Here is a 13,259-nt window from a genome sequence, read left to right as displayed (position 1 = left end):
GGGGGCGCCCGGACGAAGCCCAAGGGCTTCGTCCGGTCCGTCAGTTGTACCGGAGGCGATCCGCCATGGCACCCAGCACAGTCGCTTCGCCCACCGGTGGGCGCACGACCTTCGGCAGCGTCGTCTATGCCTGCCAGTTTCTCTATGGCGGCTGGTTCCTGTTCCACGGGCTGAACTACTGGCTGGAATTCTATCTGGACCGGTCGATCCAGCCGGGGCCGGGTCTCGTGCCCGCACTGGCAGAGTCCGGGGTGATGGCGCTGGTCAAGGCGCTGGAAGTCACCATTGGCCTGGCCCTGCTGCTCGATCTGTTCGCGGCGCTGGCGGTTGTGGCCGCCTGGCCGATCACATTGATGATTGCCTTTGTCACGGCATCGCATGGCCGCCCGTTCGGCATGGGTGTGGCGGCGATCATTATCGGGCTGAACGCGGCCATGTCTTTCGGCTATCTCCACCGCTACCGCCCGATGCTGGCGTGGAGCGCAGGCCCGCCCGGCGGTTCAACCGCCGCGCACGGCACGCGCATGGTGCCCGCGCGGCACGGCCTCGCCGCGCTTATGGGCATAGCCGCGGCCATCGGCATCACTTACCTTACTGTCTATCTTCGGCGCTGAGCGGGTATGACGTCCATCCGCCTGCCACTGCTCGCCTGTCTGCTGGCGACCCTGCCGCTTTCTGCTGCGTCCGGGCAGGAGAGCGCCGCTGCAACGCAGCCGCTCGTTATTGCGCGGCAGGGCAATTTCTTCGTCGGTGGGCATGAGGCACAGACGCCGGACGGGCCGGTGATCGCCGGCGCCATGTATGTCGAATATCAGATTCCGGCGCAGCAGACGCATCCCTATCCCTTGATATTCTTTCATGGCGGCGCTTCCAGCGGGGCGAGCTTCTGGAGTACGCCGGATGGCCGCGAGGGTTGGGCGACGCTGTTCCTGCGCAAGGGCTATGCCGTCTATGTGGTGGATCGCCCGACGCTCGGCCGCTCCCCGCATTATGAGGCGGTCGACGGGCGCAAGCTGATGCCTCCCGCCGGACTTCCCGCGCGGGAGGGGCAGGCGGCACCGCCTCCGCCGACCAGCAAGCCAGCGCATCTGCCCGGCACGAACGCCCCTGACGATCCGGCCACCGCCTACATGCGTCGCGCGCGCCAATCGACCATCGAGGTGCCCTTCGGCGCGCCCGGCGATGCCCTGGCGGTCAGCCTCTATGTCGACCGGCTGGACCGGGAGGCGGGCGCCGCGCTGCTCGACCGGATCGGCCCCGCCATTCTCGTCACCCATTCGCGGGCGGGGACGACAGGCTGGCAGATCGCCGATGCCCGGCCCGGCCTAGTCAAAGCCATCGTCGCCGCCGAACCGAATGGCCCGCCTTTTTACAACGCCCCGCCCATGGGCGCGCCGGGCGATCCGGTCGCGCGGCCCTTCGGCATCACTTATGCCGGTCTGCGCTTCGATCCGCCGGTCACGGAACTGCGCGACTTCGGGCCACTCACCCAACTGCCGCCGGAGGATGGCCACAAGGTGGGCTGCTGGACCGTGGCGGGAAAAATGCCCCGGCTGGTCAATCTGGCGCAGGTGCCGGTGATCGTGCTGGTCGGCGGGGCGTCCTATCATGCCGGCTATGACCACTGCACCGCGCAGTTTCTGGAGAAGGCGGGCGTCTCGGTCGATCTCGTCCCGCTCGACGCGCATGGCTTCGTGGGCAACACCCATGGCTTCCCGACTGAGACCAACAATCATCTGATCGCCGATTTCATCGCCCGCTGGCTGGCGGAGCGCGACCTGTAGAACAAGCTGGGTCGCGGGTGCTGGAGCCCATCGCGGCAGCTTGGTTCGCCGATCTGACGATGACACCCGGCTAATCAGCTTCCTGCCGCTTTCCGAAAGCGCCGCAACTCACCCTTAGCGTGGTGGTGGATTGCGCTTATTTATAAGTGCGACGGAAATAATGGTCTATTTCCTGACATGTAAAGTCAATGTATGTAAATGACTGTCTCTACAATTTTGCGGAATCCGGTGCGTCCGAGAGAGCTAAAGTCGAAGTATAAATTAAATATTTTATTTAACGATTGTTAATTAAATATAACGATCTTAACCAACCTGGGATTCAATGACGACCTCTAAATACATCATGATGAAGATCGGAGGTGATGGCCTCGCGTTTATCGATTTCATTGTGACATATGGTGGATTGGCGTTGGATGGTCAGGACATCCAGTTTCTCGGCTCCTCATTGATCGATGCTGTTTTTGTCCGCCCCGGGGCGAGCTATGTTCTGAATACAGGAGGCGGAGCGGACCGCATTTATGTCGAAGGTCAGCTCTCCGATTACACGCTGAGTCGCAATAACGCGACGCTGATCCTGACGCGCACGGTGGACGGTAAAGTGGAGACCGTCCATGTGGCAGGCGCCAACGCGACGACCGCACCCGATGTGCTGGTGTTTTCAGATGGCAGCGTGAGCGTGAACGCCCTTTACACGCATGTTGCAGACGGAACGGCGGCTCCAGTGCCGACGGGCGAAACCTCACTGGCCCCTCAAGGCGCGGCCGCGCGCGGCGCCGTTCTGGACGCCATAGTGAAGATCGGATGCTTCAACCCTGCTGGCGAGACGGTCGCCGCTTCGAAGCCGGGCGTCGCGTTCCAGATCCTCGGCAGTGCCGGTGTCGATAGGGTGTACGTCGCCGAGGGAACCACGATCGACGCTGCCTCGCTCGGCGGCGGCGTGGATGTGGTTTACTTCCGGGGACAATGGGCCGACTACACCAAGACCCTCACCGGCGCGCGCCTGACGCTCACCCGCACTGTGAGCGGGCACGTCGAGACGATCGTCGTGGCATCCAGCGGCGGCACGCTCAACGATCTGTTGGTGTTCGCCGATGGGGCTGTGCGCTCGCAGGTGGCCGGCCAGGGGGTGAAGGCGGATGCCAACGTCGCTCTAGCGGATCTCGCCGGCTTTGATCCGAGCGTGTTCGTCGATCTGGTCGCACCCGTGGCGCCCCGGCTATCGCTGGCCAACGATAACGGGACATCCCAGACCGACGGCCTGACCAATGACGGCCATATTCTGGTCACGCTTCTGGAGGCGGGAGCATCCTGGACATACAGCATCGACGGCGGACAGACCTGGCTCAAGGGCGAGGGGGAGACCTTCAGCCTTGCTACGGGAACCTATGCGGCCGATCAGATTCAGGTCCGGCAGCGCGATGCGGCAGGGAACCTGTCCGAAGCCGGGCACAATGAGACTGTCCTGACCATCGATTCCACGCCGCCGGTGGCGCCCGTGATATCCGGCTTTCTCGATCCGATAGCGAGTTCGATCAACCCGTCAACGGGGGCGATCATCAACCTCGTGACGAGCCCGGTGGCTGGCGCTTCTGTCCTTCAGCAGGGCGCGACCAGTCTGCACGGAACAGGCACAGCCGGCAGCAAGGTCGTCGTCACCTTCGGGGCCTCTGAACAGCGGGTGGTGACGGTGGACGTCGCGGGGGCCTGGTCCCTGAATCTCACGCACGCGGACATCGTGTCATTCGGCATCGGGGCGGAGGCATTTACGGCCACCGTCAGCGATGACGCGGGTAATTCTGCAAGCACCACCGTCCCGCTGCAGATCAATGCACAAGCCTACACGACCAACGATGTGGCGGCCTCCGGCTATGGCAGTGAGTATGTCGACGCTCTGATTATCGGCGAGGCCGGCTGGTCCGGTGGCATCATCACTTATTCTTTCTCCGCCGGCTCGGGCGCATCGGTCTGGTCGGAAAGTGAGAAAAGCGCCGTGCGATCGGCATTGGCTCTCTACGAGAATATCGCGAATTTGGACTTTCAGGAGACGGATGACTATGGCGAAGCGGCGGGCGGCGCGAATATCGCTCTCGAAAAATCGCCCGCTTCGACCTGGACCGAGCCTGGAATTCTGGCCGACTTCACCATTCCCTTCGGCGGATACAATGCCACGCAGGTCGGCCGCTTCAACTATGAGATTTCCTATTGGCAGAATCTGAGCGAAGGGGGCCTCGCGTTCGACACGCTGGTGCATGAACTTGGCCATGCCCTCGGCCTAGGCCACCCCTTCACGGATACCATCAACGGCGTGACGCAGACCCAATTTCCGGGCGTAGCGGCCAATGATGCCTATGCGCTCGGGACGCTGGACCTGAATCAGGGCATCTGGACTATCATGTCCTACAATTTCGGCTGGGATGTGAAGGCGCCGCCAAACAGTTACGCATGGGGCTTGTCGAAGACGCCGATGGTCTTCGATGTTGCTGCGATACAGGCGATCTATGGCGCCAATCTCTCATACCGAACCGGTAACGACGTCTACACGCTGCCCACCGCGAGCAAGTCGGGTACGGGCTGGGCATGCATCTGGGATGCGGGGGGCGTGGACACGATCAGCAATGCGGGCAGTTCGCTCAACTGCGTCATCAACCTCAATGCCTATCCGCTCACGGCCGGCATCGACCCCACGCTCTATGTATTGCGGAATCTTGCGATAACCGGAGGATATACGATCGCTGCGGGGGCCGTGATCGAAAATGCGGTCGGCGGGGGAGGCCGCGACACGATCATCGGCAACCATGTCTCCAACCTGTTGACCGGGGGCGGCGCAGCCGATCAGTTCATATTCAATACCGCGCTGGGAGCGAGCAATGTCGACAGCATAAGCGACTTTTCTGTCAGCGCAGGTGACGTCATCGCGCTCGACAAGAGTATTTTCGACCGGCTCAGCAACCTCAGCGATCTGAGCGGTCACTTCGGTTATTCAACCCAGTCTGCGGATCCCGACCTGTTCGTCATTTACGATACCGGCAGCGGAACGCTCAGTTACCGTGACGAAGCAAACGAGCTGATCGATTTCGCGATCCTGCTCAGCAAGCCGCAGTCGATCACAGCCACATCTTTTGCGGTCCTCTGACCCGATCCGGCGCCGCCGCCGGACGCGGATCGCTAGCGTCGCGCATCGAAATAGCTGTCGAGGAAGGCCTGCGCTTCTGCGCGCGGGGTGCCGATGACGGCCGGCTGCGGGGAGAGACGCATCAATTTGGGTGCCGTGTCGTCATAGCGCGGCCATTCCGGCAGGCCGGGGCCGTTGGGATTGCCGGTGCGGGCGAAGTTCACCCAATAATGCGAGACGAGGTCGGAGAGCTTGTGATCCTCAGGCGTCCACGGTTGATCCTCGACCTGCAGGTTGCGGAAGACATAGACGATCTCCGCTGAATGGAAGGCGCCCATTTCCGGCTTGCCGGGCCAAGGCTGATCGAACCAGTAGAGCCACGCGCCGGACTTACCGGTCTTGGCTTGAAGCTTGGCCCAGCTGCGCATCTGCCATTGGACGGCATCGGTCGAAGATTGGCCCAATTGGTCTTTGGATGCCCCGTAAATCCGGTCGTAAGCCGCGCCATTCGCGTCCGACCGCTGCACCCAATCCTTGCGGATGTTTGATCCCTCCATGGAGTTGGAGCCGACCAGCGTGGGCACGTCGTTCTGCTTGCCCGCAGCAAAGATGTTGTAGACGATGTCCGGCAGCACATAGCCGTCGCGCTCGGTGGGCCAGAAGAAAGCCAGTTCCTTGGTGAAGGCGTCCATCGGCAGCGCGCGGAGCTGCGCGACTGTTTCGCCGCCGAGCTTGCGGCCGAAGTCGGCACCATAAGCCTCCGCCTCGCGCATGTCCTTGCGGCCGACGAGGCCACCATCGGGATCGAACTGGGACGTGCTCTCGCCGATCGCGCGGTGGAACAATCCCTTGGCCAGCGGCGAAGCCTGCAGGATGCTGATCGCGGTGCTGCCGGCGGATTCGCCAAACACGGTGACGTTGCCCGGATCGCCGCCGAAGGCCGCGATGTTATCGCGCACCCATTTCAGCCCCTCGATCTGGTCGAGAATGCCGTAATTGCCCGAGGCCTTGTAAGGTGCTTCGGCGGTAAGGCCAGGATGTGCCATGAAGCCGAGCGGGCCGACGCGGTAATTGAGAGTAACCAGCACCACACCCATTTTCGCGAGCGCAGTGCCGTCATAAGCCGGCTCGCGGTTGGAGCCGCCCAGAAAGCCGCCGCCATAGATCCACACCATCACCGGGAGCGGGCCTTTGTGTTCGGCTGGCGTCCAGACATTTACGGAAAGACAGTCCTCGCTCATCGGCCGCTGGTCGACCGGCGGGCGCCATTGCGGGCAGATCGGGCCGAACTGCGTTGCATCGCGCAGGCCGCTCCAACCGGAGGCCGCGACCGGTGCTTTCCAGCGTCGCTCGCCCGCGGTCGACGCGCCGAACGGGATGTTGAGGAATTTGCGCACGCCGTCCGCCTCCGCGCCTTTCAGCGCGCCCTGACGAATCGTCACCTGCGGCGCGGCGCCGGTGTCGGCGGCCAGCGGGGCGGCAGTTCCGGCGAGGAGGAGTGCGGCAAGCGCGCAACGGCGCAGCAGAGGGATTGTCTTCATGCGAATCTCCATTCAGGCCGCACTGGCCGAGGGGCGGGCGCGGGCGGCAAATCCGGCCAGGCCGCACAGGGCGAGCAGCACGGCGACGACGGCGAAGAAGGCAAAGGAGCCGCCCAGATCGAGCGAAATGACGCCGGTGAACGAGCTGAGCACCGCGCCCAGCCGCCCGGTGGCGGAGGCGACGCCTACGCCGGTCGCCCGCGCGGCTGTTGGGTAGGCCGTGGCAGCCAGCGTGTAGAGTGTGTTGTGCAGCCCTGCCATGCAGAAGCCGAGCGCGACCATCACCGGCAGGATGATGAGCGCCGAGACGACATCACTGCCGAGCAACACGGCGAGAACGCCCGCGAGCAGGGCAGCGGCGCCGGCCAGGCCCATATGTGCGCGGCTGAACCCGGTGCGATCGAGCAGGATGCCGCTGAACAGTGCGCCGACCACGCCGCCCATATGGAAGGTGGTGATGCCGAGGCTGGTCATGGTGAGATCGAAGCCCAATGTGCTCAGCATCGTCGGGACCCAGCTGAAGATGGTGTAGGAGGCCATCAGACAGGTGAAAAAACCGCCCCAGAGCAGCAGGGTCTGGTGGCGCAGCGCCGGCGAGAGCAGCAGGCGCAGCGGCGCGATGACCGTGCTGGCTGGCGGCGGTGCATCGAAGCGATGGGCCGGGTCATGCGAGATGCGGCAACGCTTGAGCAATCGTGCCAGATCCTCATGCCTGCCGGCGCGCAGCAGGAAGCTTGGCGATTCCGGCAGGAAGACGATGAAGGCGAGGGCCAGCAGGATTGGCATGGCGCCTGCGACGAAGAACAGGGTCCGCCATCCGAACATCTCCAGCACCGAGGCGCCGAGCCCGCCGGCGATGATGCCGCCAATGGGAATGAACACCATGCCAATGGCGATGGCACGGCCCCGGCGCTTTTCCGGCGTGAATTCAGAGATGAGCGCGGCGCCATTGGGGATCGCCGCGCCGATGCCGAGGCCATCGAGGAAGCGCACGAGCAGCAATTGCGTGGCGTCATGCGTGAAGCCACCGGCCACCGTCATCAGGCCGAACAGGAGGATGGCAACGATCAAGGCCCAGCGGCGGCCGATCCGGTCGCCCATGATCCCGCCGATGATCGAGCCCAATGCGACGCCGGCCAGATTGGCAGCCGTCACCGGCGCGAACGCCCCACGGGGAATGCCCCAATCCGCAATCAGCGCCGGTAGCACGATGCCGAGAGACTGGTTGGCCAGCCCGTCGACCGCGAAGACCAGCGCGAAACAGCCGAGCAGCAGCTTCTGGAACGGGCTCCAGGCTGCATTGTCGATGGCCGTGCCCAGATCGTGCGAAACCACAGCTGACGCCGCGCCGCTGGGCTCGGCTGGCAGTGCCGTGCCGGCTGCTGGGGTGAAGGATGCCATGCTGCTCTCTCTCCGTGTCAGGCGTTGGTCTGTGGCCGGGGGCGATTCTGCTGTCGCGCGCTCACGGCGGATGGTTCAAAGGGGGCGGGGCGGCTCCTGCGTGTCGAGGGCGCTCTCGCCCATGAAGCGCGGCGGCGCGGCATAGGCGCGCGCGGTGAGGAACGGCTGGTAATAGCGGAAATAAGCCAGCAGCAGGGCGCAGTTCACGCCGATCTCCAGCGGTCCTGTGATGAGCTGGCGCGGCAGTCCCACGACGATGGCGTTGAGGTAGAAGATCGTGAAGCTGGTCGGCACCTGCAGCACCAGCATCAGCGGCACGAACCGGTTGGTCAGCAGCACGATGCCGACGAGGCCCTCCATGGCCTTGATGCCCGGGAAGAGGCCCATATCGAGCAGCGACTGGATGAACGGTCCGCCGATGGGGTGGGGCACGACCGGCTGCATGTCCGTCAGCCAGTAGCGCGAGGAGGACCAGATGAGATGCAGGCCGAAATAGATGCGCATCGCATCCGTTACATGGTCCGCCGTCGTACGCTTCGGGTCCAGCCGGCGCAGGATCAGCGCGCCCACGATACCGGCAAGGATCGGGAAGCCGAAGAACATGAACGTGTCGAACTTGCCGAACGCCAGATAGAGGCCGATGGCGCCGCTCAGCGCGGCCGGAACGATGAAGCCAGTGGTCAGCGGCTTAGGTGACGAGGGCATGGTGCTTCTTTCTGCTGGCGAGCGCCTTGGGGTCGTTCGCCCTGTGTCGCTGGTGGTGTCATACGCGTGTTATGTCATGTCCGGCGCTTGCGAGCCGCCCGATCAGTCGATGTAGCCCATCTCCCGATAATAGCGCGCGGCGCCGGGATGCAGCGGAACGCCCTTGCCGTCGCCGACCGTGCGTGGATCGATGGAATAGGGCCGCACGAACCATTTGAGCTCGCCGCGTGCCCGGTCGATGCCGCGCGCGGCGGCATAGGCAATGTCATCCGGCATATCGGCGCGACCGAACACGACTTCGCCGGACCGGCCGACCGTCTTGATCGCGCGATCCACCCCGCGCAGCACGCCCCAGCGGGCGGTGGTGCGGACCATGTCAGCCTCCTTGACCATCTTGTCGAGCAGATCGTCCGGCAGATCGAGGAAGTGGAGTTTGTGCGCGACGGTCAGCGTCGTCCAGAACGAAGACTCAGGGTTGTTCGCCGGGCTGGCGAGGCTGGAGATGACGACGTCGAATGGGGTCTCCGCGGTCACGTCGTGCGGGCTCTGGATCGAGCCACCCCAGCTCTCCACGCTGGCCTTATCGAGGCCGTAATAAGCGAGCACGGGCGCCTCGCTCGGCTGGCCATCGGTGAGAATGCGCACCGGCAGCTTGCGGGCGCGGATTTCAGCGAGGCTCTTGATCCCGAGTTCCGGCTTGACCGCGACCAGCAGATAGGTCGGGTCCTCGATCCGTGCGATGAGGCGCAGCGCGGGATAGGGACCGTCCTTGGCATAGATATATTGGCCACGATAGGCCCAGGTCATCATCGATGCCTCGGTGATGCCGAAGTCGATGGGGGCGTTGATCCGCTGGGTCGTGCCGTGGCGTACATCGCCTTCCTTCAGGGGCGGGGGCAGGGCGGCCTTGCCCACCAGACGCGGCCCTTCGGTGCGGTTGCAATTGCGGCAGAGGATGATCTCATAGCCTTCCGGCGCCATCGCATCGCGCACGAATTCGCCCAGTTCGCCCCAGGGGCAGGCTTCCGGGCAGGCGGAGGCGAGGACGAGACGCTTGGTGGCGTAACCGGTCTTGCCGACATCGGTCCAGCTTGAGTCGACGATCTTTTCCGGCTCTGCCGCGCGCGCCGGCATGCCCAGCGTGAGGCCGGCCAGGGCCAGGGCGATTGCAGATAGCAGCATGCGCATTGAAGACCGTCTCCCCTCAGGCGCCCGATCCAGTGTGTCGCGAGACTCGCAGGACAGGCAGCGGCTGGTCCAACCCCGCTTTCTTCTGTGGGAAGCTTCGGTTAGGCAGCAAACAATATAAAAAATAGTATACTAATCTGGCGTCGTCAATGCCATGTGGTCGCGCGCCTTTCTAATATTTGACCTGTGGGCGCGCGAGAGCTTCAGTGCGCCATCTCCGCGGGTGCGCGCGGAGCATTCAGGGAGGCGGAGGCCTCCTCGGCGCGTTCGCGGGCGATGAGATCGGCCAACATGCGGCGCGCGGAAACCGGCGCCGTATCCGTCGCAAGCAGGATCGGGTTCAACTCGTTGATGTCGCTGACGGCACCCATATTATCCTGCACCATTTCAATCATCGGCTCATCCTGCTGGCGGAAGGCCATATCGAAAAAGTCGAGCAGGGCCTGATCGACCTCCGGCTCATCGCGGCGGCGATTGCGGCCGTTGACGAAGAAATAATGCGAGGTGAACTCGGTCTCCGGCGTAATGATGTGGAGCTGCGGGATATGCGCGCCGCTCTCGCGCGGCTGACCGACCTCCCAGCTGCCCAGCTTGAAGTCCAGCATCGCCGGCGGATGCCAGGTCATGGTGGTGTCGGTTTCCACCACAACCTTGGGGTCCATGCCGAACAGGCCGACATGCGCCGAGGAGGGGCCGAGGCCGCTGCGGATGCGATGATTGGTGATCCAGCGATCGCCGCGCTCCAGCCGCTGCGTGGTGGCGGCGAGCAATTGCTCTGGCGTGTAATTGCCCCCGCTGAACTGCGGGTGGATGAAGGCGGCGTGACTGAGGTCCAGCAGGTTATCCACCACCAGCTCATAATGACCCTTCACGTGCAACAGGCCGCGCACCACGGCATAGTCATCGGGCTGCTCAAGGAAATCGATGACCGGCAGCAATGCCGGGTCGGCCTTTGCAGGGTCGCCGGGCCAGAACCAGATGATGCCGTAGCGCTCCAGCAGCGGCCAGGCGCGAATGTTTGCGGCGGGCAGGCCGGCCTTGGTCTTGCTGTGCGGATTGAGCACGCATTCGCCATCCCGGTTGAAGCGCAGCCCGTGATAGGGGCATTCCAGCGTGTCATCGATGATCCGGCCGGCGGAGAGCGGCGCAAAGCGGTGCGGACAGCGATTGAGGATCATCGCCGCCTCGCCATGGCTGTCGCGGAACAGCACGGCCTTCTGGTCGATCAGCGTGCGGGCCAGCGTGCCTTCGCCGAGTTCATGGGAATAGGCTGCGGCGTACCAGGTGTTTTTCAGGATCGAGAGCACTCACCACTCCATCAATATTTTGATCGCGGCAACCGGGGCTTCCGCAACAGGACCAGGAGGCGGGCGCAGCAAACCTCTCCTGAATCATTGGTAGACGATTATGTATACCATACGAGTTATTCGCTGTCATCCGGCAAGTCGCGTGGCTGGTCACTCATCAAAGGTCCAGCACCAGCCGCTCGGTGAGCGCGCCTGAGCAGCAGATCATCATCATCTTCCCCTCGCGCTTCTCCTGCGGTGTCAGCACCGCGTCGAAGTGCTCGGGCGTCCCGGCGAGCACTTCCGTTGCGCAGGCGCCGCAAGTGCCCTGTTCGCAGCTGGAGCTGGTCGGCACGCCAGCCTCGCGCACCGCATCGAGGATCGACTGGTCCGGCGCCACGGTGAGCACCAGACCGGAGCGGGCCAATTCGACGATGATGGTGCCATCGGGGAGGGGCTGTTTTTCAGTCACGACCGGCAATCTCTATCATGCTTTCCATTCATCCTTCATACGCCAGAAATATCTTAGTGCTAAGATATATTGACAGGCGACGAGGGCGAAAATACCCTCAAGGCCATTCGCCGGACGCGCCATTTGCTGCGCTCGGTGCCCCTGATAACGGTTTAGGAGATGCGCAGTGGCCCGCGAAATGGTGACGGATGTTCTGGTGATCGGCGGCGGCTCCGCGGCGACGCGCGCGGCGCTGGAGGCCGCGGCGGCGGGCGTGGCCGTGATGCTGGTGGACAAGGGCACGGTCGGCGATAGCGGCTCCAGCCCGCACGCACTGGTCGGCTTCAGCGTGCCGCTGCTGGATGAGGCGGATAGCTCCGCGCTGTTCGTCGAGGATTGGGCGAAGGCCAGCGGCGGCATTTGCGATCGCGATCTGGTCGCCCAATGCGCAGAGCATGGGCGCTTTCTGGCCGAGGATATGGAAAAGCGCGGCGTGCCCTTCATCCGCAATGCCGATGGAAGCTGGTTCATCTCCCGCCGCGCCGGCCATTCCGTGCGCCGGACCTTGCAGGCGCAGGGCCTGGGCAAGGGCAAGCACGCCAATGTCATCGCGCCCATGCGCACCGGCCTGATCGATGCCGGCGTGACGCTGCAGGAAGGGACGATGATCACCCGCCTTCTGCTCAGTGATGGGGCGGTCGTGGGGGCATATGCGGTCGGGCCAGATGGCGAGCATTTCATCATCCGCGCCAAGGCTGTCGTGCTCGCCTCGGGCGGAGTGAACCGTCTCTACACCAAGCTTTGCGACGAAGTGGTCGAGCATGGCAGCCGCACCACGGGCGATTCCTACAGCCTGGCGTTCCATGCCGGCGCGCCGCTGATTGACATGGAGTTCGTGCAGTTCCGCGATTCACCACCCGCCGGGCCGATCTACGGCGCCGCCTATGTGAATGCGCTCGGCGAACGGATCATGGAGAAATATGATCCCGAGAATATGGAATGCGCCCCGCGCTACATGATGGCGCGCGCCGTCTATACCGAGAATTTTGAGGGGCGCGGGCCGGTGGTCTGGCATGTCGAGGACGGGCAGGTCGCCCGCTCGCGCGCACCGGTCGGCAATTATGAGGGCGGGCAGATCGTGGAGATCACCCTCATGTTCCAGCGCCTGATGGGCGGCGCGCGCATCGATGTGACCGCTGCGACGGCGGTGCCGGGCCTGTATGCCGCAGGCGAGGCGTCCGGGGGCATTCATGGCGGCGACCGGATGCAGGGCTGCGGGTTCCTGGAGACGCAGACCTTTGGCCGCATTGCCGGGCAGAGCGCAGCGCAGCGCGCGAAGACGACTGACTTGCCCGCGCTCGATCCCGCTGCGGTGGAGGCCGAGGTCGCGCGGCTGGCGCGCAGCACGGGCGCGCAGGATCCTGTCGCCCTGTTCGAGAGGGTGCGCGAGATCATGTGGGCGCAGGTCGGCGTGGTGTCCAACCGCACCCAGTTGACCGATGCCATCGCCAAATTTCAGGAGATCCAGCGCATCGCCGCGACCGATATCGATCAGTCCGATCTGGTCGCCGCCGAGGAACTGCGCAATCTCGCGCTCACCGCCGAACTGGTGGCGACTGCCAAGCTCGCCCGCGAGGAGACGCGCAGCGGCCATGGGCGCACCGATTTCCCGCAGGAAGATCCCGCCTGGGTGCGCCACGTCCGCCTCGCGAACGCAGGCGATGGCGCGGTGGCTGTCGATACCATCCCGGTGGTCGAACTCGCCGACGCCTGACCGGCGCCGCGCCGCCC

The 13,259-nt window shown here is 64.2% G+C and carries 10 protein-coding genes; 4 read left to right on the top strand and 6 right to left on the bottom strand.

Going from position 1 to position 13,259, the window contains the following annotated elements; genetic code table 11:
* Positions 1-65 precede the first annotated feature (65 nt).
* From M2331_RS09760 to M2331_RS09750, 3 genes are all read left to right on the top strand, one after another.
* Positions 66-614 (top strand): hypothetical protein, encoded by a 549-nt coding sequence (locus M2331_RS09760; protein ID WP_181560105.1) that lies wholly within the window; start codon positions 66-68, stop codon positions 612-614.
* 6 nt (positions 615-620) lie between these two features.
* Positions 621-1,784 (top strand): hypothetical protein, encoded by a 1,164-nt coding sequence (locus M2331_RS09755; RefSeq protein WP_181560104.1) that lies wholly within the window; start codon positions 621-623, stop codon positions 1,782-1,784.
* Between the two features lie 322 nt (positions 1,785-2,106).
* The gene (locus tag M2331_RS09750) at positions 2,107-4,917 is read left to right on the top strand and encodes a M10 family metallopeptidase C-terminal domain-containing protein (RefSeq protein ID WP_181560103.1); all 2,811 of its coding nucleotides are present in this window, start codon (positions 2,107-2,109) and stop codon (positions 4,915-4,917) included.
* Positions 4,918-4,949: 32 nt separating this feature from the next.
* Here the strand turns inward: M2331_RS09750 and M2331_RS09745 are convergent, their stop codons facing one another.
* From M2331_RS09745 to M2331_RS09720, 6 genes are all read right to left on the bottom strand, one after another.
* A complete protein-coding gene (locus M2331_RS09745; protein WP_181560102.1) occupies positions 4,950-6,437 on the bottom strand; it encodes a carboxylesterase/lipase family protein in 1,488 nt (495 codons plus the stop codon).
* A gap of 12 nt (positions 6,438-6,449) precedes the next feature.
* Complete coding sequence (locus M2331_RS09740; RefSeq protein WP_181560101.1) at positions 6,450-7,838, bottom strand: MFS transporter; 1,389 nt, start codon at positions 7,836-7,838, stop codon at positions 6,450-6,452.
* Between the two features lie 75 nt (positions 7,839-7,913).
* On the bottom strand, positions 7,914-8,543 hold the full coding sequence (locus M2331_RS09735) for a hypothetical protein (protein WP_181560100.1): 630 nt from the start codon (positions 8,541-8,543) through the stop codon (positions 7,914-7,916).
* A 102-nt stretch (positions 8,544-8,645) separates the two neighbouring features.
* Positions 8,646-9,725 carry a TAXI family TRAP transporter solute-binding subunit gene (locus M2331_RS09730; RefSeq protein ID WP_181560099.1) on the bottom strand — a complete coding sequence of 360 codons (1,080 nt, stop codon included), beginning with the start codon at positions 9,723-9,725 and terminating at the stop codon, positions 8,646-8,648.
* A gap of 209 nt (positions 9,726-9,934) precedes the next feature.
* The gene (locus tag M2331_RS09725; RefSeq protein ID WP_181560098.1) at positions 9,935-11,038 is read right to left on the bottom strand and encodes an aromatic ring-hydroxylating dioxygenase subunit alpha; all 1,104 of its coding nucleotides are present in this window, start codon (positions 11,036-11,038) and stop codon (positions 9,935-9,937) included.
* Between the two features lie 157 nt (positions 11,039-11,195).
* Positions 11,196-11,489, bottom strand: a complete 294-nt coding sequence (locus tag M2331_RS09720) for a 2Fe-2S iron-sulfur cluster-binding protein (RefSeq protein ID WP_220128542.1) — start codon at positions 11,487-11,489, stop codon at positions 11,196-11,198.
* A 166-nt stretch (positions 11,490-11,655) separates the two neighbouring features.
* On the opposite strand from M2331_RS09720, the gene M2331_RS09715 reads away from it, so the two are divergent.
* The gene (locus M2331_RS09715) at positions 11,656-13,242 is read left to right on the top strand and encodes an FAD-binding protein (protein WP_181560096.1); all 1,587 of its coding nucleotides are present in this window, start codon (positions 11,656-11,658) and stop codon (positions 13,240-13,242) included.
* Positions 13,243-13,259: the final 17 nt, after the last annotated feature.

The sequence above is a fragment of the Sphingobium sp. B10D7B genome (assembly GCF_025961955.1).
Taxonomy (GTDB): domain Bacteria; phylum Pseudomonadota; class Alphaproteobacteria; order Sphingomonadales; family Sphingomonadaceae; genus Sphingobium.
This window is presented reverse-complemented; position numbering and strand designations above follow the sequence as displayed.